Source organism: Burkholderia sp. LAS2 (genome assembly GCF_018417615.1).
GTDB lineage: Bacteria > Pseudomonadota > Gammaproteobacteria > Burkholderiales > Burkholderiaceae > Burkholderia > Burkholderia sola.
In genome coordinates this window covers 534,278-555,811 of sequence record NZ_CP071053.1, presented here as the reverse complement: position 1 = coordinate 555,811, position 21,534 = coordinate 534,278, and the positions used below count along the sequence as shown (strand labels likewise).

20 protein-coding genes are annotated in these 21,534 nt (G+C 67.5%); 12 read left to right on the top strand and 8 right to left on the bottom strand.

What is annotated here, in order from left to right; genetic code table 11:
- Positions 1 to 116: 116 nt before the first annotated feature.
- The 4 genes from JYG37_RS22915 to JYG37_RS22900 all read right to left on the bottom strand — a co-directional run bounded on the left by JYG37_RS22915 (position 117) and on the right by JYG37_RS22900 (position 3,548).
- The gene (locus tag JYG37_RS22915) at positions 117 to 905 is read right to left on the bottom strand and encodes a lytic transglycosylase domain-containing protein (protein WP_050015041.1); all 789 of its coding nucleotides are present in this window, start codon (positions 903 to 905) and stop codon (positions 117 to 119) included.
- Positions 905 to 1,579 carry a type III secretion system export apparatus subunit SctR gene (gene sctR, locus JYG37_RS22910; protein ID WP_006480865.1) on the bottom strand — a complete coding sequence of 225 codons (675 nt, stop codon included), beginning with the start codon at positions 1,577 to 1,579 and terminating at the stop codon, positions 905 to 907. The genes JYG37_RS22915 and sctR overlap by 1 nt, the downstream gene beginning before the upstream one ends.
- 3 nt (positions 1,580 to 1,582) lie before the next feature.
- Complete coding sequence (gene sctQ / locus JYG37_RS22905; protein WP_213346482.1) at positions 1,583 to 2,737, bottom strand: type III secretion system cytoplasmic ring protein SctQ; 1,155 nt, start codon at positions 2,735 to 2,737, stop codon at positions 1,583 to 1,585.
- 412 nt (positions 2,738 to 3,149) lie between these two features.
- Positions 3,150 to 3,548 (bottom strand): winged helix-turn-helix domain-containing protein, encoded by a 399-nt coding sequence (locus JYG37_RS22900; protein ID WP_050015044.1) that lies wholly within the window; start codon positions 3,546 to 3,548, stop codon positions 3,150 to 3,152.
- A 417-nt stretch (positions 3,549 to 3,965) separates the two neighbouring features.
- Here JYG37_RS22900 and JYG37_RS22895 point away from each other — a divergent pair, with 417 nt between their 5' ends.
- The gene (locus JYG37_RS22895) at positions 3,966 to 5,168 is read left to right on the top strand and encodes a Fic family protein (RefSeq protein ID WP_050015046.1); all 1,203 of its coding nucleotides are present in this window, start codon (positions 3,966 to 3,968) and stop codon (positions 5,166 to 5,168) included.
- 121 nt (positions 5,169 to 5,289) lie between these two features.
- Here JYG37_RS22895 and JYG37_RS22890 read toward each other — a convergent pair whose 3' ends face one another.
- The gene (locus tag JYG37_RS22890; protein ID WP_050015048.1) at positions 5,290 to 7,500 is read right to left on the bottom strand and encodes a xanthine dehydrogenase family protein molybdopterin-binding subunit; all 2,211 of its coding nucleotides are present in this window, start codon (positions 7,498 to 7,500) and stop codon (positions 5,290 to 5,292) included.
- A 2-nt stretch (positions 7,501 to 7,502) separates the two neighbouring features.
- Positions 7,503 to 7,964, bottom strand: a complete 462-nt coding sequence (locus JYG37_RS22885) for a (2Fe-2S)-binding protein (protein ID WP_050015050.1) — start codon at positions 7,962 to 7,964, stop codon at positions 7,503 to 7,505.
- Between the two features lie 181 nt (positions 7,965 to 8,145).
- On the opposite strand from JYG37_RS22885, the gene JYG37_RS22880 reads away from it, so the two are divergent.
- The 9 genes from JYG37_RS22880 (at position 8,146) to JYG37_RS22840 (ending at position 16,798) form a co-directional block, all read left to right on the top strand.
- On the top strand, positions 8,146 to 9,072 hold the full coding sequence (locus JYG37_RS22880) for an AraC family transcriptional regulator (protein ID WP_050015052.1): 927 nt from the start codon (positions 8,146 to 8,148) through the stop codon (positions 9,070 to 9,072).
- A gap of 340 nt (positions 9,073 to 9,412) precedes the next feature.
- Positions 9,413 to 9,631: a hypothetical protein gene (locus tag JYG37_RS22875; RefSeq protein ID WP_162484455.1), complete on the top strand. Its 219-nt coding sequence runs from the start codon at positions 9,413 to 9,415 to the stop codon at positions 9,629 to 9,631.
- A 1,213-nt stretch (positions 9,632 to 10,844) separates the two neighbouring features.
- Positions 10,845 to 11,168 (top strand): hypothetical protein, encoded by a 324-nt coding sequence (locus JYG37_RS22870; protein WP_089489544.1) that lies wholly within the window; start codon positions 10,845 to 10,847, stop codon positions 11,166 to 11,168.
- 111 nt (positions 11,169 to 11,279) lie between these two features.
- Positions 11,280 to 11,870 (top strand): hypothetical protein, encoded by a 591-nt coding sequence (locus JYG37_RS22865; RefSeq protein ID WP_050015056.1) that lies wholly within the window; start codon positions 11,280 to 11,282, stop codon positions 11,868 to 11,870.
- Between the two features lie 73 nt (positions 11,871 to 11,943).
- Entirely contained in the window at positions 11,944 to 12,225 is a 282-nt protein-coding gene (locus tag JYG37_RS22860) for a hypothetical protein (protein ID WP_050015058.1), read from the top strand.
- Between the two features lie 44 nt (positions 12,226 to 12,269).
- Positions 12,270 to 13,895, top strand: a complete 1,626-nt coding sequence (locus JYG37_RS22855; RefSeq protein WP_213346480.1) for a chemotaxis protein CheA — start codon at positions 12,270 to 12,272, stop codon at positions 13,893 to 13,895.
- A gap of 153 nt (positions 13,896 to 14,048) precedes the next feature.
- Complete coding sequence (locus JYG37_RS22850) at positions 14,049 to 14,633, top strand: hypothetical protein (protein WP_213346479.1); 585 nt, start codon at positions 14,049 to 14,051, stop codon at positions 14,631 to 14,633.
- A gap of 107 nt (positions 14,634 to 14,740) precedes the next feature.
- Positions 14,741 to 16,162 (top strand): sigma-54 dependent transcriptional regulator, encoded by a 1,422-nt coding sequence (locus JYG37_RS22845; protein WP_425542634.1) that lies wholly within the window; start codon positions 14,741 to 14,743, stop codon positions 16,160 to 16,162.
- 129 nt (positions 16,163 to 16,291) lie between these two features.
- Positions 16,292 to 16,798 carry a hypothetical protein gene (locus JYG37_RS22840; RefSeq protein ID WP_124555998.1) on the top strand — a complete coding sequence of 169 codons (507 nt, stop codon included), beginning with the start codon at positions 16,292 to 16,294 and terminating at the stop codon, positions 16,796 to 16,798.
- Positions 16,799 to 16,869: 71 nt separating this feature from the next.
- Here JYG37_RS22840 and JYG37_RS22835 read toward each other — a convergent pair whose 3' ends face one another.
- Entirely contained in the window at positions 16,870 to 17,361 is a 492-nt protein-coding gene (locus JYG37_RS22835) for a hypothetical protein (protein ID WP_011547320.1), read from the bottom strand.
- 376 nt (positions 17,362 to 17,737) lie between these two features.
- On the opposite strand from JYG37_RS22835, the gene JYG37_RS22830 reads away from it, so the two are divergent.
- Positions 17,738 to 18,415: a LuxR C-terminal-related transcriptional regulator gene (locus JYG37_RS22830; RefSeq protein WP_050015069.1), complete on the top strand. Its 678-nt coding sequence runs from the start codon at positions 17,738 to 17,740 to the stop codon at positions 18,413 to 18,415.
- 19 nt (positions 18,416 to 18,434) lie between these two features.
- Here JYG37_RS22830 and JYG37_RS22825 read toward each other — a convergent pair whose 3' ends face one another.
- Positions 18,435 to 19,988, bottom strand: coding sequence for a methyl-accepting chemotaxis protein (locus tag JYG37_RS22825; RefSeq protein ID WP_050015071.1), 1,554 nt, complete (start codon positions 19,986 to 19,988; stop codon positions 18,435 to 18,437).
- A 459-nt stretch (positions 19,989 to 20,447) separates the two neighbouring features.
- Here JYG37_RS22825 and panE point away from each other — a divergent pair, with 459 nt between their 5' ends.
- Positions 20,448 to 21,395, top strand: coding sequence for a 2-dehydropantoate 2-reductase (gene panE / locus JYG37_RS22820; protein WP_050015073.1), 948 nt, complete (start codon positions 20,448 to 20,450; stop codon positions 21,393 to 21,395).
- The last annotated feature ends 139 nt before the right edge of the window (positions 21,396 to 21,534 follow it).

The following is a 21,534-nucleotide window of genomic DNA, read 5'->3' as shown; positions in this document are numbered from 1 at the left end:
GGCGTCGCGCGGGCTACGAGATGCGCGCGGCGTGCGGCAGCCATGCCGCGCGGCGTCGTTCGGACCCCTGAAAGCGGCGCGGACGCGCGCGCCCGGCGCCGCGCGCGATCATGCGATTACTGATCGAGACACCGCACGCACAGCCGCTTCGCCTGGCTCGCCGGCAAGCCGCGGCACATCATCACGACCGGGCGCGCATGGCACGACGGGGCGTCGGCGGAGGCGGCCGGCAACGGCAGCCGGCGCGCGCGGTCGGGCGGCGTGGTCGCGGCCGCCTCCATGCGTCGCTGCCGCGCCGGCGGCGGCACGTCGCGCACGACCGGGATCGGCTCGATGCCGCCTTCGTGCGCGTTGCGCTGCGCGCTCGCGACGACGCGGCTCACGTAGCCGCTCGAGAAGCCCGTCGTGAAGTTGCCGCTGTAATAGCACGACAGCGCCGCGCGCAACGCGGCCTGCGTCGCGCCGCCGGTGCCCGACGAGCGCGCGAAGCATTCGGTCAGGATCGCGCCGCCGGCCCGCAGATTGCGGCACGGCTCGAACATCGTCGCTTCGTCGAGCCCGTATTTCGCGAAATTGCGTTCGTTCACCTGCGCGAGACCGACGCTGTAGCTGAAGCCGCGCGACGACAGTGCGCGCGCGGTCGCGCGCGCCTCGTCGAGCGAGGCGGGCTGGCGCGCCAGATGCCCGCCGACCACGCCGATCGCATACGGATTGAAGCCCGACTCGGTGCGCACGAGGGCGGCGAGCGTAGCGGGGTCGACGTTCGGCGCGCACGCGCGAGCGAGTTGCGCGAAACCGGCGGCGCTGCCGGTTGCCTGCGCGACGCCGGGCTGGCCGCACGCGAGCACGAGCGCGACGAGCGCGGCAACGCACGCGGCGGCGGTTCGCAGGGCGCGTGCGCGCATCATCCGGCTCCGGCGACCCGATACGACAGCACGAGCCCGTGCACGAGCAGCGACCAGCCGTCGAGCGCGACGAACAGGAGCAGCTTGAACGGCACGGAGATCGTGGTCGGCGAGATCATCTGCATCCCTAATGCCAGCAGGATGTTCGCGACCAGCAGGTCGACGACGATGAACACGATGTAGATCACGAAGCCGATCTGGAACGCCTTCGTCAGCTCGGCGAGCGTGAAGCTCGGCACCAGCACGAGCAGGTCGTCGTCCTTGATGCCGTCCGCGCGGTTCTTCGGCCACACCGATGTCGCGGTGCGCACGAAGAATTCGCGATCGCGCTGCCGCGTATGCGAGACGAGGAAATCCTTGATCGGCGGCAGCGCGGCATCGGCGAGCGCGCCGATGTCCGACGTCGACAACTGTCCCGACGCATCGAAGTGGCGCGCCTGCAGCGCGTCGCGGATCGACATCCCGACGGGCGCCATGATGAACAGCGACAGGATCAGCGCGATGCCGTTCAGCACCAGGTTCGGCGGCACCTGCTGGATCCCGAGCGCGGAGCGCAGCAGGCCGAGCACGACCACCAGCTTCGTGTAGCTCGTCACCATCAGCGCCGCGAACGGCGCGATGCCGAGCGCGGCGATCACCGCGATCAGCGCGACCGGATTCGGCAGGTTGCCCATCGTTCAGCGCTCGCGCGGCGCGGGTTGCGTCAGCGTGACGACGCGTACGCCGAGCTTCTGGCCGACCGCGATCAGATGGCCGGTGCCGATCAGCATCCCGTTCGCGACGAGATGGATCACGCTCTGGTTGATGCCCTGCTGCAGCTCGATCACGGCGCCCGGCTGCAGCGCGCTCAGTTCGCCGAGCGGCATCGACGTGGGCGGCAGCTCGAAGCGCAGGTCGACCGCGAGGCCGTCGAGCGAGCGCGGTGCGTCGGCGGGCGGCGCGTCGTGCGTCGTCGTCGGCGCGGAGTCGGTGCGGGTCGGTTCCAAAGGCATCTCCCTGATTCGTTCGACGGTCAGCCGGTTGCCCGACGGCCGTCCGGTGATCTCCCACGCCGGCGCGGCCGGCAGCCGCGCGACGCACAGCAGGTTCTGCTCGTGCGCCTGCCAGCGCTCGATCGCGATGATGTCGCCGCCGACGACGTCGGCCAGTTCGGCCGTCGTCAGCTCGGTGCGGCCGATCTCGAACACGAGCGGCACGGGCAGGCTCGCGTAGGCCGCGCGCGCGGCGGCGCGCGCGGCCGGCGCGGCCGCGAAGAATACGGCCAGCGCATCCGGCGCGTCGAACAGCAGTGCGCCGTGGCAGCGCCACGCGGCGTCGGCGCGCCGCAGCTCGAACCGCAACGCGGACGGCAACGCGTGCCAGGCCGGCGCGTTGTCCGCCGGCGGCAGCAGTTCCACGCGCTGCCGCGTCGCCGTCTGCAGCACGGCCGCGAGCGGCGCGGCGAGATCGGCGAGCAGCGCCGCGCGGATCACGGCCGGAACCGCCGGATCGGCCGCATCGCCGAGCCATTCGGTTTCCGCGATCGGGTCGATCCACAGCGTGCCGGCGGCCGGGCCGACGACGAAACGGTACGCATGTGCATCGGCGGCAGGCTCGGCGTCGACGCGCCAGCACACCTCGTACGCATGCTCGCCGAGCGTGACCGGGACGGCGCCCGTCGCGCAATACGCATGCGACAGCCCACGCGCGGCGGCGGCGGACAGGCGCGGCAGGTAGGGCGACGCGTCGAGCGCGACCGCGGCCGGCGCGGCGGCGGGCGGCGGCGAAGCGGCGGGCATGGCCCGGTTCGCGGCGTCGCCGGCGTCGGCATTCGTCAGGAACAGCGCAGGCACGGCGGGATCGGGGCGGATTCGGCGTCGGTTCGACGGGTTGTTCTGATGCCGGCGGCGCCGAGGGGCGCGCGGCTGCTGCGTCGATTGTAGGGACGGCGATGGCCGCGTGCCGCGCCGGAATCCGTAGTCGCGACCAGCGCGCGCAGACGGCGGGAGCGCGGCGCTACGAAGCGTGACGAAGTGCGGCAGGGTGCAGCGGCGTGCGGCGGCGGGCGATGAAGCGGGCGGCGCGACGGCTGGCGGTCAAAGGCGACCGCCGCCCGGAGGCGGCGGTCGGGGCGCGATTGGCTGACGGGGCCGGACGGCGGGCAGGCCGCATCCGGCTGGCAGGTCGCGAGGGGCTGCGGATCCGCGCAGCGCGGTGGGGAGGCGTTGCCGGCGCGCGGCGAACGGGCGGCGCGCGGGCGAAGCGTTACGCGTAGTCGGCGGACATCGCCGGCTGCGGCGCCGCGCGCATGATCGGCGCCGCGTCGTGGCGCTCGACGTGCGTCATCGCCGCACCGAACAGCACGAGACGATAGCCGACCGCGTAGATCGGGATGATGCGCAGGTTCTTGTCGTGTTCGAGCTGCAGCTTCGAACGGATCCGCGAAATATGAGTGTCGAGCGTGCGCGACGACACGCCGAGCTCGCGGCCCCATACGGCTTCCTGGATTGCCTGCCGCGGCACGATCTTGTTCATGTTGTCGAGCAGGAATTCGACGACGTCGAATTCGCGCGGGGTCACGTCGACGACCTTGTTGTCGATTTCGATCGTGCGGCGGACGAAGTTGATTTTTATGTTGTCGATGTACAGGTATTTGCAATCCATGGTGGCCCTCGCATGTCCGTAAAGGAGTGTTTGCGGGGTCCTGTGCTGCAACTTCCGGGCCAGGGAGATGGTTGTCCGGCGGTGCGAGCCCGCGGCAAGGGCGCGGACGGCGGGGAAGCGTTGAATTTAAAAGAATTTTTAACGGGGAGCGCCGGGCGACCGATGAAAGCGGCCGGGCAATAGTGAAGGATTGTTACGTAGCATCGGGTGGCGACGTTACGGGCGTTACGTCTGACGTAACGTGTGGGGAGGGCATCGTAACAAGCGGCACAACCGGGGTTAGCGGCATGCGATGGGAACCCTACATTGAACCCTACATTTAACCCTACGTGGTTCAATGAAAAATCAATATAAATCAGCAACATAAGTTATTATAATGGCCGACATTGAACCCTACATGGAACCATACAGGGAAGCATGACGACCGTCGCTACCTTCGAACCGTTGTTTCCCGAGGATCGCGTACTCGATCCGCTGCTCGAGCAGGCCGCCGAACTCGTCGATTCTTCGCAGCGGTTGCTTGCCATACGCGATACCCCGTTGGCCACCGCACTCGTGCCGCAATTGCGCGCGATGAACTCGTACTACACGAACAAGATCGAAGGCCAGCACACGACGCCTGCCAAGATCGAGGCGGCGCTGCATCGGGATTATTCGACCGATCTCGTCGAACGCAAGAAGCAGCGCTTTGCGGTCGCGCATATCGCGGCAGAAGCCGCGCTCGAGGAAGAGTGGCGTGCGCTACCGGTCGCTGCGTTGTTCGAGCCGGCGCGGATCTCGGCCATTCACGATCGCTTCTTTTCCTGCCTGCCTGACGACGAGCGAATGACCGCCGACGGCAATGTCGTCGTCCCGGGCGAATTTCGGCGCGGGGACGTGACGGTCGGGCGCCATCTGGCGCCGGAACCGGAAATGATCGCGCCGCTGCTTCAGGTCTGGGCGACACGTTACGCGCGCATTCGGGCCAAGGAATATCAACTGATCGGCATTGCCTGTTCGCATCATCGCCTCGCCTGGGTGCACCCGTTCATGGACGGCAACGGGCGCGTGGCGCGCCTGCATTCGCATCTCGGGTTGCGCGCTGCCGATCTGACCCACGGTCTCTGGTCGCCGCTTCGAGGGCTGGCGCGAGAGCATGAGCAGTATTACGCGAGGCTGAGCGAGGCCGACCAGACGCGTCGCAACGATCTGGACGGCCGTGGCAATCTATCCCAGGAAGGATTGGTCAAGTTCGCCCGGTTTTTTCTCGACTGCTGTCAGGACCAGGTCGGTTTTATGGTGCATATGACCCAGTTCGATGGAGTGACGGGACGGCTGCTGGATTTGCTGAGGTTCCTGGAGGCCAACCCATGGACGATTCGCTCGGAAAAATCCGTGATCAAACCGGAAGCGGCGGCGCTGGCGATGGAGTTCGTGGCGCTGCGCCGGACCGTCACGCGTGCGGAATTCGCGCAGATGCTGGGTGTCAGCGACGTACTGGCGCGCAGGATCGTTCGATCGCTGCTGGACTACGGGCTGCTGACCTCGCCTTCGCATCGCGGCGAGCTTTCTTTTGGATTGCCGTTGAATAGCCTGCGGTTTCTGTTTCCGAGGCTTTGGCCCGAAGTTGAGCAGGAGTGAGCGAGCGTGGCGGGCCGCGTCCTGTCATGCGGCTTCGGCCCGGATGAGCATGGTGTTGACGATGCGTTGAAAAACACCGGCCGCGGCGCATACCTTGCGCCGCAGCCGGCGTCCCGGCCCATCAAGCCTTCGCGCTCTCCGCCGAATCGAACGGCAGCACGTAATGCCGCTTGCCCGTCGCCGCGAAGATCGCGTTCGCCACGGCCGGCCCGACCGGCGCGACGCCCGGCTCGCCGACCCCGGTCGGCGCCTCGGCCGACGGCACGATATGCACCTCGACCTTCGGCATCTCGGCCATCCGCAGCACGTGATAGCCGTCGAAGTTGCGTTGCTCGACCTGGCCGTCCTTCAGCGTGATCGCGCTGTGCATTGCCGCGCCGAGCCCGAAACCGATGCCGCCTTCCATCTGCGCGGCGACGATGTCGGGATTGATCGCGATCCCGCAGTCGACCGCGCACACCACGCGCTCGACCTTCACCTTGCCGTCCGCATCGACCGACACCTCGGCCACCTGCGCGACATAGCTCTTGAACGCCTCGGCCACCGCGATCCCGCGCCCGCGGCCCTTCGGCAGCGGCTTGGCCGGATCCCAGCCGGCCTTCTGCGCGGCCAGCTCCAGCACCGCGCGCATCCGCGGCTCCTTCGCGAGCAGGTCGCGGCGGAACGCGTACGGATCCTTGCCGGCCGCATGCGCGGCTTCGTCGATGAACGCCTCGACCGCGTACGCCGTGTGCGAGCTGCCGACCACGCGCCACCACAGCACCGGCAGGCCGACCTGGGTCGTGGTGAGTTCGACCGACACGTTCGGCACCGCGTACGGCAGATTCGCCGCGCCCTCGACCGACGTCGCGTCGATTCCGTTCTTGACCATGAATGCCTCGAACGGCGTGCCGGCGAGGATCGACTGGCCGACGATCCGGTGACGCCAGCCCACCAGCCGACCGTCCGCGGTCAGGCCCGCGTCGAGCTTGTGGAAGTACATCGGCCGGTAGAAGCCGCCCTGGATGTCGTCCTCGCGGGTCCATTGCAGCTTGACCGGCTTGCCGTCCGCGCCGAGCGCCTTCGCGATCGACACGGCCTCGACCACGTAATCCGACCACGCGTTCGCACGCCGGCCGAAGCTGCCGCCCGCATACAGCGTGTGGATCTTCACCTGTTCGGGCTTCAGTCCCGCGACCTTGGCCGCGTTGCCCTGGTCGACCGTCTGGAACTGGTCGCCGGCCCAGATCTCGCAGCTGTTCGCCGTCAGCTTGACGACCGCGTCGAGCGGCTCCATCGGCGCATGCGCGAGATACGGGAATTCGTACGTCGCGCTGATCTTGCGCGCCGCGCCGGCGATCGCCGCATCGGCATCGCCGTCCTTGCGCGCGGACGCGCCCGGCTTCTCGGCGAGTTGCCGGTATTCGCGCATCAGCTCGTCCGAGCCGCGCTTTTCCGCCTTCGTTTCGTCCCAGTCGATCTTCAGCGCGTCGCGGCCCTGTTTCGCGGCCCAGAAGCCCGTCGCGACGACCGCGATACCGCCCGGCACCTGCACGACCGAGACGACGCCCGGCACGGCCTTCGCGGCCGTCGCGTCGAACGATTTCACCGTCGCGCCGAAGCGCGGCGGCCGCTGCAGCAGCGCGACGCGCATGCCGGGGAACGTCGTGTCGAGCGTGAAATGCGCGGTGCCGTTCGATTTCGACGATGCGTCGACGCGCGGAATCCGATGCCCGATCAGCTTGAAATCGGCCGGCTGCTTCAGCGTGACCTTGTCCGGCACCGGCAGCTTCGACGCATCGGCGACGAGCGTGCCGTATGCGGCCGTCTTGCCGCTCTTTGCGTGCGTGACGACGCCGTTGGCGGTGGTCAGTTCGGCGGCCGGCACCTTCCAGCGGGCCGCGGCGGCCGACACGAGCATCGCGCGCGCCTTGCCGCCCGCTTCGCGCAGTTGCTGCCACGAGTTCGACATGGCCGAGCTGCCGCCCGTGCCCTGCATCGTGCCGAACGCGAGGTTCGCATAGCGCTTCGCATCGGCCGGCGCGCTTTCGACGCGCACGCTCGACCAGTCGGCGTCGAGCTCCTCGGCGACGATCGTCGCGATGCCCGTATACGCGCCCTGGCCCATTTCGACGTGCTTCGCGATCACCGTGACGGCGCCGTCGGGCGTGATGCGCAGGAAGGCGTTCGGCGCGAATTCGCCGGCCGGCGCGGTCGCGGCGAGCGCGCGGCGGCCGAGGCCGGCCCAGTCGAAGCCGATGGTCAGGCTGACGGCGGCAGCGGCGCCCGCGGCTTTCAGGAACGTGCGGCGCGACGGGCGCACCGCATCGGTGTGGTCGAGTTCGATCGTCATGGTCAGGCTCCCAGTGTCGCGGCCGCATCGTGGATCGCGGCCCGGATGCGGGCGTAGGTCGCACAGCGGCAGAGGTTGCCGTTCATCGCGGCGTCGATGTCCGCATCGGTCGGCTTCGGGTTCTGTTCGAGCAACGCGGTGGCCGACATGATCTGGCCGGACTGGCAATAGCCGCATTGCGGCACCTGCAGCTTCACCCACGCGGCCTGCACGGCCTGCGCGGGCTTGCTTTGCACGCCTTCGATCGTCGTGACGTGCTTGCCCGCGATGCCGGCGAGCGGCAGCACGCACGAGCGTACGGCCTGGCCTTCGAGATGGATCGTGCACGCGCCGCACTGCGCCATGCCGCAGCCGAATTTCGTGCCGGTCAGTCCCGCGTGTTCGCGAATCGCCCAGAGGACGGGCATCGACGGATCGGCGTCGAGCGTGACGTTCTTGCCGTTCAGGACAAACGAGGTAGGCATGTTGTATGTCTCCGTGGGGAAAACCCGCCTTACGGGCAGGTTAGCCGGGAGTGTGCGCGAGCAGCCCGAATTTGCGTCTACCCAATCCTGCAAATTTATTGAACAATCCTGCAAATCCCCGGCACGCCGCAGGCCGTTTCGCTATGCTCGCGCGACACGGGAAATCATTCGAGGATGCGTCATGGACATGACCGATATCGTCGCGTCGCGCGAATCCGGGCGACGTGAGCTGGCGTCGCTGATCGGCCGTTTCGCGCCGGCGGACGGCTCGCATTCGACGGCCGTACCGGGCCTGATGCTGCATCGGCACACGCGGCCGGTCGATCTCGGCTGCGGCGTATCGCGCGCCGCGCTGGTGATCGCCGCGCAGGGCGCGAAGCGCGTGATCGTGGCCGGCCAGGCTTACGAATACGACACCCACAATTGCCTGATTACGTCGATCGACTTGCCGATCCTCTCGCGCGTGACGCGTGCGTCGGTGGACGAACCGTATCTGTGCCTGTCGCTGACGCTCGATCCGCAGCGCATCGTCGAGCTGGCGGCCGAGATGCGGCTGCCCGAGCCCGATGCGGGCCCGGAAGGCGAGGGGATTGCGCTCGCGGAGCTGACGCCGCCGCTGCTGGACGCGGCGCTGCGGCTGCTGCGGCTGCTCGATACGCCGGCCGACATCGCGGTCGTCGCGCCGCTGATCGAAAAGGAGGTGCTGTATCGGCTGATGACGAGCGGGCAGGGCACGCGGCTGCGGCACATGGCGATCGCAGGCAGCCAGACGCACCGGATCGCACGCGCGATCGAATGGATCCGCGATCATTTCGCGGAGCCGATGCGCGTCGAATCGCTCGCGCAGGCGGTCAACATGAGCGTGTCGTCGCTGCACCATCATTTCAAGCACGTGACGACGCTCAGCCCGCTGCAGTACCAGAAGCAACTGCGGCTGCACGAGGCGCGGCGGCTGCTGTTGCTGCGGCAGGGCGGCGACGTCGGGTCGGTGGCGGCCGTCGTCGGCTACGAAAGCGCGTCGCAGTTCAGCCGCGAATACAGCCGGCTGTTCGGCGCGCCGCCGATGCGCGACGTCGTGCATCTGCGCAAGAAGGAACTGCTCGGCTGACGGGCGGCGCGCTCCGGTCTTGCGCAGTGCCGACGGTCGCGCCACGGTTCGCGACTGTAATCGTCGCCTGTCCGATGCGGGCCTTCGTCGAAATTGAACGTTTGTGTCTCACGCGCGAACCTTGGGGACAGGGAAGCACCCACGGAGATTGCTGGATCGTTACGGTTCGATGCGACGAAACGCGCGATGAATCAGGCTTTCACGAGATTGAAGACGTGAAAGCCGTCTTGAATCGAAATGTTTCAGTGATGAGAATCAAACGGATAGCCGAGTGAAGATGTCTGTTCGATGAATCGATCGTCGTCGCTTCGTGCGCGAAGGTGAATCGAACGGTGAAAAAATGAAGGCGCCCGTTTGTGTGGGAATTGGACGTTTTCATTCGTTCGGTTATTGCGACTGCAACACGCCCGATGGCACGATTTTTCGCCGCGTGATCGTGCGGGTATTTTCACGGATGAATCAAATTCCTTTTGCATTTCTGGGTGAACCCGTGTTCCGGCCGTATCGGCGGCCGTTCGGCGTGAAGCATCGAGCGACCGGCCCTGGTTCGTCGGGGTAATGGACGGCTGCTGGCATGCCGCAACACGCGGTTTGTCAGTGGAAAAACACGAACCCCGAGCGGTGAGTCGAGATTCGCCTCTCAAGATTGAAACACCCGTTCACACGGGTGTCCGCCAATGCCCAGCGAGCCGGATTCTTCCATCAAATCACGATATTGCGTCACGATCTTCAATGATCGCTGTAGGGGGTGCCTCATTATCGCGATACATTCATGAAACAAAAAAACGCCGTTTCTGGAGAAATGATCAGGCCTGGCGGCCGCACGCCGCATGCAATGCTCGGTGGAATATCGCATGGCATGAGGTTTGCGATATAGGACGCACCGGCGAGCGGTCGACACGATGCAACAACGATGTGGGGGCGGCCAGTTCGTCACATGCCTGTCGGGGAAACGGCGATGAACACTATAAGCAGTGGCATGATCCGCGCATTTCTTGCGCACCAAAGGGGTAGTGGGAACGATCGGGGTAGCGCTTGCGACGCCGTGCCAGCGTCGTCGGTAGCGCGTTGCCTGTTTGCCGCCCTCCGCGCGCGCCGCGTGGTGGCGCGCTCGTCGCTTCGCGCGGCCACCCGCCGACAGCGGCGCTCCACTTCATTCAGCATTCCCGGATGCGGCCTGCTGTTCGTGCCGGACAGCGTGGCGCCGATTCCTCTTCAACCGTGCAGCGCCGTTTCGATCGCGCCGGGCCAGCCCCGGTGCCGGCCGGACTAGATCGAACGCGCGTCGGCCGGTTATCCGGAAGGCCTTTCTTCGTCAGCTCAGGGAGCAGACATGTCGTCTGGCTGCAATGCCGGCCCGTTATCGCCCGGATGAAGGGTGCGTGTCGAGCGGGCACTGCATTTTGCGGTAGTCAATATAATCGCTGATTTTCAATTCCGGAAACGGGCGCCAGTGCCGGCATTCGTTTTCGACGTGGAATTGAAAATCGCGAGCCGGAAAGATGTGCGCGTCATTTCGGTTAATTGAATCAAGGGTGTTTTTTGTTCATCTCAATGATCGTAAAAATAATAGAAAACACCTATCAATAAATTTTGGACAACTTAAAAACATAAAACTAGAATTCGGCTGTAAAAATAAAAAGCCGATTTCCGATAAAGCACTGATTTATCAATTTTATAGTAATCCTTACTTTTAAGGATTGCGTGCGGCTGGAAGGTCGATGGCGTGCGATCTTCCGTGCTCATTCTCTCCACGCCGTTAGGAGTCCACCATGAAGAAGCTTCTGATTGCAGCAGCAGTTCTGGCGGTTTCGGGTGCAGCGTTTGCCGGCAGCGGCACGGTGTCGAGCAGCACTTCGTCGAGCGGTGGCCAGACGATGGCCGGGGTTGCCGGGTTCGGCCACTTCTCCGCGACCGATTCGGGCTCGGCGCTCGGCGCAGCCGGCGCAGTGGCCGGTGGCGGCAGCAGCGGTTCGATCTCGTACACGAACCACACGCAAACGTCGACGGTCGGCGGCTTCGGCTTCGGCGGCGCACAAGCGGGCGGCAGCAGCGGCGCGAATGCCGGCTCGACCGGCTGGACGTATCACCACTAAGCCGCGACGCGTAGCGTTCGTCATTGGCTGGCGGGTCGGATGCCGGGTCTTGCCCCGCGAGGGCAGGCCCGGCTCCGCCACCGTCGAACTTCCTCACAGCAAGGAATTGCTATGAAAGCCAAAGTCATATTAGCGACAGCGCTCACCGTCATTTCGTCCGCTGCTTTGGCGGCCGGATCGTCCACGACCAACCAGACGCAATCCGTCGCGGCGGGTGTTTCCGGTTCGGTGCTGGTCGGCTCCGGCAGCTATACCAGCAATTCGACTTCGACGGCCGGCGCGAATGCGGGCAGTACCGTGACACCCGCCGGCTCCGCCGGCACGGCGTCCGCGTATCACAACTCGACTTCGACGGCCAGCGGTTGGGGCACGAACGGGGGCGCGTTCGCGGCAGGCGGCGGTATCGGTGCCGCGGGCTCGTTCGCTGGAAACGGCAGCACGAACGAGAACGCGAATGCGCTTTCGGGAGGGGTGACCGCCACGATCGTACTCGGCGCGAACCACTACACGGCCACGGGCGCGAACGACCACGGCAATGCCAACGCGGGTGCCGTGGGGTGGACGGGCGGTGGCGGGTCGGGCGCGATCACGGGCTCGAATCACTACAACTCGTCGACCGTGTGGAGTACCGGTCCAGCCGGTTCGCCGTCCGCATCGGGCGGAAGCCAGGGCGACTCGAGCGCGACCGGGAGCAGTCATTAGTCAGGTGTGGGGGGGGCCAGTTTCCCAGCGACGCTGGTCTCTTTTCCGCATCGTTGTCACGTAAGGAGTTGGCATGAAGCAGAACCTGATTGCCGCCGCTCTGATGTTCGCGTCTCTGACGGCGTATGGCGCTGACCGTGCTGCCGATGGTGGGCAATCGACTATGCAGACGTCAAACAAACCTGACCAGACAACCAAACCGTCAGAACAACACACGCTTTCGTCGGGCAGTGCCATCGGCGGACCGGACACCCAGCAGTGGCAGGGCATGTCGGCCGGCTCGTGGTCCCAGCTGGGCAGCGGCTGGAAGCAGTTCGGGGAAGCAGCGAAAACTGAAGGCATTCAGGGGAATTAGTACGGTTGCCTGGGTCGGAGGTCAAACCTCGTCCGGAGAGTGAAATGAACAGCAACAGGATCAAGGTGGCATGTGCGGCGATGTTCGCGATGACCACGATCGGTGCCCAGGCGCAAACCGCCGATTCGACGTCGAGTGCGCAATCGTCGACATCGTCGACGGCGATCAGCCAGGGCGGTGGGTCGAGCATGAACACGAACACCACGAGTTCGCGCGGCGGTAATGCCAGCAGCAGCAGCGGCGTGCGCGGTAGCGGCAATTCGAGCGTGAACGTCAACGTGACGATGCCGTCCGGCACGGCCGGCGGCAACGTGACGCCGCAGAGCGTGAACTCGCTCCAGTCGTCCGGGGCGCCCGGCACCAACCCGTACAACACCCAGATCTCGGAAAACGTCAATTACTCGGGCACGCAGACGATCAAGACGAACCCGTCGATCCAGGCGCCGGGCCTCACGACCACGCTGTCCGATACCTGCATGGGCTCGGTGAGCGTCGGCGTGTCGTTCCCGGGGTTCGGCGCGACCGGCGGCACGACGCTGGTCGACCAGGCCTGCGTGCGGCGTCTCGATGCGCGTGAATTCCGTGCGATGGGCCTGACCGACGTGGCGCTCGCGCTGCTGTGCCAAAGCGACGCGAACCGGCGCGCGGTGGAAGCGACCGGGCACCTGTGCCCGGGTACGACCGCGCCGCTCGCGCGTTCGAACGTGGCGCCCAGCGTCGAAGCGACCGTCGCGGACGACATCAAGTATCGCGATCCGATCGTGCGCGACCGGATGGGCCTGCCGCCGCTCGGCTCGGCCGCACCCGCGCCCGCACCGACGCGCCCGATCGAGACGGCTTCGATGCGCGCTGCGCCCGTTTCGGTGCCGGTCCCGGTCCCGGTGCTCGCGCCTGTCGCCGCCGCGCCGGCCGTCGCGACGCCAGCCGTTGCCGCCGCTGCTCCAGCCGTCGCAGTGCCGACGGTTGCCGCCGCAGTTCCGGCCGCCGCGGCACCGGCTGCTGCTGCCGCGCCTGCTGTCGCCGCCGCACCTGCGGCCTCGGTGGTACCGGCGGCCGCAATGGCAGCCGTGCCGGCTGCAGCCGTCATCGCCGCACCGGCTGTGGCCGACAAGGCAGCGCCGGCACCTGCCGCACCGGTTGCCGATACGAAGGCAGCGGAGCCCGCGCAGCCGGTCGCCGGCAAGGCCGCCGAGCCCGCCCCGGCGGTTGCCGACAAGACGCCCGAGCCTGCCCCGGCCGTCGCGGACAAGGCCCCCGAGCCTGCTCAGCCCGTCGCCGACAAGGCGCCGGAGCCGCTGCCGGCCGCGACCGACACGGCCCAGACCGCCGGCGAGCCGGTTGCCGAACCGATGCCGGCGGCAGCCGTCGTCGCGGCGCCTGCCGCCGATGCGAAGGCGGCCGAGCCGGCGCCGCAGGCAACCGCCGAAGCGCCTGCACCGGAGGCCCCGCAGCCTGCCGTCGCCGCTGCGCCTGCCGACATGCCGGCAGCGGACGCGAAAGCGCCGGACGCAGTGGAATCGGTTGGCACCGCGGCTGCACAAGCCGCCGGCATGCCTGCGCTGACCGATCCGGCGCAAGCGTTGCCGCCGGCCACGGTCGACCAGCAGGCCGCACCGGCGGCACCGATCGCGCCGGCGCCGGCCATCATCTCGACGAGCACCTCGTCGTGAGCATGCGGGTCGGTTTGCCGTGCGACCGGCACGCTGGTCGCACGGCAGGCGCTCGGCCCGATGCCCGACCCGCTTTTCCGGTTTGACGGGTGTTGCTCCCATCCCCGAGGTCAACACCTCTTTTTGCGTGACGAGTGCAAGGAGGCCTCAATCATGAGGATCTTTTTGATCGCTTTGTTGCTGGCCAGCGTGCAAGCCGCTGCGCAGTCGGTTTTCCAGAATCCCGCGGTCTTCGTCATCCTGAGCGAGCAGACCCTCGCGAACGCCGCGAGCGTCCAGCAGGCGCTGTCGACGCTCGGCCGTCCCGACAACACGGCATGCGCGCCGATGATGATGATCGGCGATCCACAGATGATCTACATGATGCCGGAAGCGGGTCACGCGCCGTCGTGGCAATCGCCGGTGTACGGCCGGGGTGCGCCGTTCGACGCGCAGAACGGGCCGAAGTCGACCGGCAAGACGGTCGGCGCGATGCAGCACGCCGAGGACATGCGGACGCAGCCGTGGAGCGACGGCAGCACGATCACGCAGCAGATCGCGGGCGAGTCGAGCGTCACGGCGGCGGACCGGGTGAACGAATGGCGGCACACCGGGCTCGACAGGATCGAGACGGCCCGCGCGTCGGACGTGACGGTGAACGGCAGGACCTACCGCGCGTATCGCGACGATCTCAACGGCCACGCGCAACCCGTCGTCGAGCCGCAGATCTACACGCAGCGCGTCGTGTTCTGCCGATGACGCATCGATTCGAGGACGGAGCGGCGTCGCGCCGCGGCGCTGCGAGCGCGCGACGCGCGATCGGGAAACGGCTGCTCCGATACACAACCTTATGCGGCGAGGCGATCGTGAACCATTGCTGTCAGCTGAGCATGTCGGGCGCCCGGGATGTCGAACGGCAGGTGAGCGCGCTGCCGTTCATCGCGGTCCGGCATCCCCCCGTCGCGCCGTCGCGGCCGCTCGTCTACCTGTCGCGGCAACACGATGCCGCGCTCGTCGATGTGCTCGCGTCGCGCGGCTGGGACGTATGGCACGCCAAAACCGTGGCGGACGCGCTGAATCTCGTCAAGGCGAACCGTCCGCACGCGGGCATCGTCGATTTCGCCGGTTTCGCGGCGCCGGACGTCGCGTCGTTCGAGGCGCTGCTGCGCGACCCGCGCGTCGGCTGGGTCGCGCTCGCCGACGGCGAGCGGCTGCGCAACATCACGATCGCGCGCCTGATCCGCCATTGCTGCTTCGACTACGTGCGCGATGCGACCGCCTACACGACGATCGGCTATCTCGTCGGCCATGCATACGGGATGCTGACGCTCGCGGACGGCGACCCGGCCGCGGAAGCGCCGCCGCCCGGCGGCGCGATGATCGGCGCGTGCGACGCGATGCGCCGGCTGTTCGCGACGATCCGCAAGGTCGCGAACACCGAGGCGACCGTGTTCATTGCCGGCGAATCCGGCACTGGCAAGGAACTGACGGCGGCGGCGATCCACCGGCAGTCGTCGCGTGCCGACGCACCGTTCGTCGCCGTGAACTGCGCGGCCATCCCGACGACGCTGCTGCAGGCCGAACTGTTCGGCCACGAGCGCGGCGCGTTCACCGGCGCGCACCAGCGCACGATCGGCCGCATCGAGGCCGCGCATGGCGGCACGCTGTTTCTCGACGAAATCGGCGACATGCCGTTCGAGAGCCAGGCGAGCCTGCTGCGGTTCCTGCAGGAGGGCAAGATCGAGCGGCTCGGCGGGCACGCGTCGATTCCGGTGGACGTGCGGATCGTGTCGGCGACCCACGTCGATCTCGAGGCCGCGATGCAGGCCGGGCGATTCCGCGCCGACCTGTACTACCGCCTGTGCGTGCTGCGTATCGACGAGCCGCCGCTGCGCATGCGCGGCCGCGACATCATGCTGCTCGCCGATCACGTGCTGCGGCGCTACCGCGGCGACGGCTCGTACCGGATTCGCGGCTTCACGCCGTGCGCGATCGCGGCGATCCACAACTATCCGTGGCCCGGCAACGTGCGCGAGCTGATCAACCGGATCCGCTTCGCGGTCGTGATGACGAACGGCCCGCTGATCTCGGCCGCCGATCTCGAGCTGCGCCCGTACACGTCGTTGCGGCCACCGACGCTCGCGCAGGCGCGCCGGCAGGCCGAGCGGCACGCGATCGAGGAAACGCTGCTGCGTCACCGCCACCAGCATGCGGATGCCGCGGCGGAGCTCGGCGTCTCGCGCGCGACGCTGTACCGGCTGATGAACACGCACGGGCTGCATGACTGACGCGCCGCGGCGCGCGACCGCTCAAGACCGCGCGGCGGCAGCCGTTAAAACAGCAAATGGCCGCGGCCGGCGCGCGCATCGATCGGCGCGCAACCGGCACGCGGCGCATCACGTTTATCCGAGGTCATCGTGGCAGAGTGCAATCACTGCGGCAGGACGTTCCTGGTCGGCGGGCGGTCGATCGACGGCCGCCGCTATTGCAGCCCGGCATGCGCACGGGCGCATCCGGTCGTCGTCGAGGCCGAACGGGTGCCCGACGCGAAGGTGCGGCAGTACGTCGACGACTGGCGCTACGGGCCTTGCCCGATCTGCCTGCGCGAAGGGCGGCCGGTCGACGTCCACGCGTCGCATCGCGTCGTGTCGCTCGTGTTCGTCACGCGCTGGGCGACGCGGCGCCACGTGTGCTGCCGCCGTTGCGGCCGCAGAAAGCAGGCGGTCGCGCTGCTCGCGTCGGCCACGCTCGGCTGGTGGGGGCTGCCGTGGGGCATCGTGCTGACGCCGATCCAGCTCGCGCGCAACGTGCTGGGCCTGGCCGCGCGCGATCCCGAGGCCGCGACGCCGCAGTTCGAGGCGCTCGTGCGGCGCAAGCTGGCCGCGCGCCGGCTCGCGCGCGCGGAGCGGGGCGCTGGCGCCTGATCGCGTGCTTAGGCGCGCCATGCGCGCTAAGGGCCAGTTCGCTCAGGGCCCGTTATTAGCGTGAACAGGCCCTATGCCGGCCGATCGAAGCCCGATGCGACCCAGCGTTCGGCGCTGGCCTTGTTGAGCTTGAACCCGGCCGACACCTTCGCGTCGGCCAGCAGCTCGCCATACGGATCGAACGCCTTGAGCTGCGCATACGGCTCGAACTCGTCCGGCACGATGTCGAGCGTCACCGACACATCCTGTCCGGCTTCGTCCTGCACCGTCACTTCCTTGTGCAGCAGCGCGCGCCGCTGCTGTTCGTGCCGCATCAGCACTTCGGTCGCGGTTTTCACGAGCGTGCGGAACGCGTTCGCGTCCATCGGCTTCGGGTTCTTCTTGTCGCGGCCCATGGTCCACGGCCCGACGAGCGCGGGCTCGGACTCGCCGTCCTTGACCATCTCGACGGCCCAGCCGTCGTCGTCTTCGTTCTTGATGATGCGGGCCGTCCAGCCGTTGTCGCGCCAGAGGCCGTCTTCGTGGATGGAGGTATCGTCGGATTGCAGGTCGGAATCGGTCATGAGCAAAGCGGGAGGTCGGGCAAGCCGGCGAAGGGGCGGTGGCGCGCGGCCGGCATCGGCGCGTCGCTCGCCGCCGGCGGCCCGGGGTGGCATGCAAACGCGCAATTTTACCTGCTGACCGGTCGTGCGGCGCGCAATACCGGCCATCGGGCCGATGCCGCGACGGTCGATCGACGGCCGCCGGGCGTCGAGCCGGTGCAAATATCAAACGCGTATTACGTCTTCGGCGGCCAATTCGTACGCCGTCCGATATCGCGCGCAGGCAGACATTCATAGAATCGACATTCAGGCTAAAAATAGCCTGAATGTCCTTTCAACGCCCAACCGGTCGCGCGCGTGTCGTGTGGCGCGGCCGGTGAACCACCAGGAATTGCGCATGAGGAAATTTAATGTTCGCATCGTCGTCGCGTACGACTGGCCGTTGACGCTGGCCGGTATCGAGCAGATCGCAGGCGGCGCCTGCGCGATCGAGCTCGCCGCGGTTTACCGGAGCGCGGCCGAACTGGTCGCGTCGCTCGGCGGCGTCGACTGTGACGTCGTGCTGGTCGACTATGCGATTCGCGGCGACGAGCAGATGGACGGCCTCGCGCTGTTCGACTGGCTGCGCCGCACGCGGCCGAACGTCGGGATCGTCGCGCTGGTCGCGAACGAGAACCCGCTGATCTTCCGGTCGATCGTCGCGATCGGCGGCGTGAGCGTCGTCAGCAAGCTCGACGAGGTCGGCCATATCGTCACGGCGATCCATTCGAGCTACAGCGGCGCGACCTACCTGTCCCCGTCCGTGCGCCGCGCGGTCGAAGCGCTCGGCACGCGCGGCGATACGCCCGTGAAGCTGTCGGCGCGCGAGATCGAGGTGATTCGCCTGTATCTGTCGGGCGTGCCGATCAAGACGATCGCGCAGCGCCTGAGCAAGGGCAAGCAGACGGTCAGCGCGCAGAAGATCAGCGCGATGAAGAAGCTCGGCGCGAGCAACGACGTCGAGCTGATCCAGCGCGCGGCGGGGCTGGGGCTCGGGAGCGGCGAGGCCGCGCGGCGGGCGGGCAGCGCGGCGTGAGTGCGGGGCGGGTTTGCCGTCAGGCCGGCAGCGCGAACCGCGTCACCGCGTCGCGCAGCGCCTCGGCCTGGTCGCGCAGCGAATGCGCGGCGGCCGCGGCCTGTTCGACGAGTGCCGCGTTCTGCTGCGTGACCTGATCCATCTCGCCCACCGCGCGGTTGACCTGCTCGATCCCGGCGCTCTGCTCGCGCGATGCGTGGCTGATTTCGTCGAGGATCTCGTTCACGCGCCGCACCGACTGCACGATCTCGGTCATCGTCTCGCCCGCGTGCGTGACGAGCGTCGCGCCGTGCTGGACCGTCTCGTTCGACGACACGATCAGCGACTTGATCTCCTTGGCCGCCGTCGCCGAGCGTTGCGCGAGCGACCGCACTTCGGCCGCGACCACCGCGAAGCCGCGGCCCTGTTCGCCCGCCCGCGCCGCTTCGACGGCCGCGTTCAGCGCGAGGATGTTGGTCTGGAACGCGATCCCGTCGATCACGCCGATGATGTCGCCGATCTTGTGCGAGCGATCGGTGATCTCGTTCATCGTGCGCACGACGTCGTCGACCACTTCGCTGCCGCGCGTCGCGACCTGCGCGGCCTGGCCGGCGAGCGACGCGGCCTGCGCGGCGCTGTCCGCGTTCTGTTTCACGTTCGCCGTCATCTCGTCCATGCTCGACGCGGTCTGCACGAGCGCGGCCGCCTGTTCCTCGGTGCGCTGCGACAGATCGGTGTTGCCGGACGCGATCTCGCTCGCGCCGACGTTGATGTTCTCGGTGCCCATCCGCACGCGCGACACCATGTCGATCAGCCCGCCCTGCATCGTGTGCAGCGCATGCAGCAGGCTGCCGCGATCGTCGTGCTTCACGGTCACGCGCGCGGTCAGGTCGCCCTGCGCGATGCGCTGCGCGGCGTCGAGCGCCGCTTCGAGCTCGCCGCCGAGGCTCGCGCGCACGCTTTTCAGCACCATCACCATCACGGCCGTCGCGATCGCGCCGAGCACGGCCGTCATCGCGAACCAGCGGCCGACGCTCGCGAGCACCGCCGAGCGCACGTCGTCCATGTACATGCCGGTCACCAGATACCAGTCCCACGGCGCGAAGCGCTGCACGGCGCTGGTCTTGTCCTGCGGCTTGTCCGCGCCCGGCTTCGGCCACAGATATTCGACGAAACCCTTGCCGCCTGCCGCGTTGCCGGCCTTCACGATCTCGACGAACAGGTGCTGGCCGTTCGGATCGGTGAAGTTCGACACGTCCTTGCCGTTGAGCTCGGCCTTGATCGGATGCATCACGATCACCGGCTTCGAATCGTTGACCGACACATAGCCGTCGGCGCCGTGGCGCATCGCGGCGATCGCCTCGAGCGCCTTCTGTTTCGCATCGGCTTCCGGCAGCGCGTTCTGCTGCGACAGCTTGTAGTAGTGATCGGTCACGCTCGCGGCCTGCGCAACCAGCGACGCAAGCTGGTCGCGGCGGTCCGCGATCATCGACGCGCGGGTCTGCCATGCGCCGAGCCCGGCGATCACGAGCAGGCCGAGCCACAGGATGACGATCATCGAGGCGAGTTTCTGATTCAGGGAGAGATTGCGCATGGTATGAGGTCGGTCAGTCGTGGAAGCTCGCCGGGACGGCGTGACGGGATACATGTTTTGACGGCGTGAAACGCGGGGCGCTGTAGGCGGGAAATCCCTTAGAAGATGCTGCGAAATCAATCGGACGCTGTCTTGCGTTTGTTCCAGCAAATCAAGCAGCACGCGAGCGAGAGGAATGCCTCGTGCACGTGTGCGTACCGTTCGTAGCGAATCTTGAGGCGGCTGCGAAAAAGTTAACAGACCTAAGCCGTGATTTCGCAACAGCTTCTATGCGGCGCGTTATAAGGCGTCGCGCCGGACCGGAAAACGAACCCCTCCGCGCCTTCACAGGCCGGGGGGATTACCGGCGCGGGCATCTATGCATATGCATAACAGCGGCCGCTATACTGTCGGGCGATGATCGGCGTCGCGCCCGCACGGGCGGCAGCACGATGACGATGAAACCGAAAGGAGGCAACGATGCGGATTCTGGTGGTAGGGGCCGGCGCGGTCGGCGGATACTTCGGCGGCCGGCTGGCTGCGGCGGGGCGCGACGTGACGTTCCTGGTGCGCGACGGCCGCGCGGCCGCGCTTGCGCGCGACGGGTTGCTGATTCGCAGCCCGCGCGGCGACCTGACGCTCGCGAACGTGCAGACCATCCGCGCGGGCGACGCGGGCGCCGGCGTCGCGCCGTTCGATCTCGTGCTGCTGAGCTGCAAGGCGTACAGCCTCGACGACGCGATTGCATCGTTCGCGCCGTTCGTCGGCCCGCAGACGCTGATCCTGCCGATGCTCAACGGGATGCGTCACGTCGACGTGCTGCGCGAGCGTTTCGGCGCGTCGCAGGTGCTCGGCGGGTTGTGCGTGATCGCGGCGACGCTCGATCGCGAGCAGCGCATCGTGCACCTGAACGACACGCACGGCGTGTCGTTCGGCGAACTGGCCGGCGGCGAATCGCCGCGCGTGCGCGCGGTGGCCGACGTGCTCGGCGGCGCGGGCTTCGACGCGACGCTCAGCGACGACATCACCGCGCGGATGTGGGACAAGTGGGTGTTTCTCGCGACGCTCGCCGCGAGCACGTCGCTGTTTCGCGGGTCGATCGGCGACATTCTCGCCGCGCCGGACGGCCGCCGCCTGCTCGAAACGATGCTCGCCGAATGCAGCGCGATCGCCGAATACAACGGCCACCGGCCCGACCCGGCGGCCAGCGAGCGGATGCAGCGGATGGTGCTGACGCCGTCGCCGCTGACCGCGTCGATGCTGCGCGACGTCGAGAACCATGCGCGCGTCGAAGCCGATCACGTGATCGGCGACCTGCTCGCGCGACGCGACCCGCAGGCGGCCGATACGCTGTCGCTGCTGCGGATCGCGTACAACCACCTGAAGGCGTACGAGGTGCGCACGGCGCGCGAGCACGCGGCGGCGTAAGCCGGCGAGGGCGGCCGCCGCGCCGTTCCGCGCTGCAACAAATTTGCCGTCCGACGCCATTCCCGCGCGCGGGCGGCAAAAAAGTATCGAAAATCAGGCGTAAAGTTGGTGGAGCCGCGCGCTCGATCGACCTACATTG

What these genes read in the sequence shown, in the direction of transcription:
- JYG37_RS22890 (WP_050015048.1), bottom strand. Translation starts at nt 7,500, where the DNA reads ATGACGATCGAACTCGACCACACCGATGCGGTGCGCCCGTCGCGCCGC.
- panE (WP_050015073.1), top strand. Translation starts at nt 20,448, where the DNA reads ATGCGGATTCTGGTGGTAGGGGCCGGCGCGGTCGGCGGATACTTCGGC.
- JYG37_RS22880 (WP_050015052.1), top strand. Translation starts at nt 8,146, where the DNA reads ATGGACATGACCGATATCGTCGCGTCGCGCGAATCCGGGCGACGTGAG.
- JYG37_RS22875 (WP_162484455.1), top strand. Translation starts at nt 9,413, where the DNA reads ATGAAGGCGCCCGTTTGTGTGGGAATTGGACGTTTTCATTCGTTCGGT.
- JYG37_RS22870 (WP_089489544.1), top strand. Translation starts at nt 10,845, where the DNA reads ATGAAGAAGCTTCTGATTGCAGCAGCAGTTCTGGCGGTTTCGGGTGCA.
- JYG37_RS22860 (WP_050015058.1), top strand. Translation starts at nt 11,944, where the DNA reads ATGAAGCAGAACCTGATTGCCGCCGCTCTGATGTTCGCGTCTCTGACG.
- JYG37_RS22850 (WP_213346479.1), top strand. Translation starts at nt 14,049, where the DNA reads ATGAGGATCTTTTTGATCGCTTTGTTGCTGGCCAGCGTGCAAGCCGCT.
- JYG37_RS22855 (WP_213346480.1), top strand. Translation starts at nt 12,270, where the DNA reads ATGAACAGCAACAGGATCAAGGTGGCATGTGCGGCGATGTTCGCGATG.
- JYG37_RS22865 (WP_050015056.1), top strand. Translation starts at nt 11,280, where the DNA reads ATGAAAGCCAAAGTCATATTAGCGACAGCGCTCACCGTCATTTCGTCC.
- JYG37_RS22830 (WP_050015069.1), top strand. Translation starts at nt 17,738, where the DNA reads ATGAGGAAATTTAATGTTCGCATCGTCGTCGCGTACGACTGGCCGTTG.
- sctR (WP_006480865.1), bottom strand. Translation starts at nt 1,579, where the DNA reads ATGGGCAACCTGCCGAATCCGGTCGCGCTGATCGCGGTGATCGCCGCG.
- JYG37_RS22885 (WP_050015050.1), bottom strand. Translation starts at nt 7,964, where the DNA reads ATGCCTACCTCGTTTGTCCTGAACGGCAAGAACGTCACGCTCGACGCC.
- JYG37_RS22895 (WP_050015046.1), top strand. Translation starts at nt 3,966, where the DNA reads ATGACGACCGTCGCTACCTTCGAACCGTTGTTTCCCGAGGATCGCGTA.
- JYG37_RS22835 (WP_011547320.1), bottom strand. Translation starts at nt 17,361, where the DNA reads ATGACCGATTCCGACCTGCAATCCGACGATACCTCCATCCACGAAGAC.
- JYG37_RS22900 (WP_050015044.1), bottom strand. Translation starts at nt 3,548, where the DNA reads ATGGATTGCAAATACCTGTACATCGACAACATAAAAATCAACTTCGTC.
- JYG37_RS22825 (WP_050015071.1), bottom strand. Translation starts at nt 19,988, where the DNA reads ATGCGCAATCTCTCCCTGAATCAGAAACTCGCCTCGATGATCGTCATC.
- JYG37_RS22915 (WP_050015041.1), bottom strand. Translation starts at nt 905, where the DNA reads ATGCGCGCACGCGCCCTGCGAACCGCCGCCGCGTGCGTTGCCGCGCTC.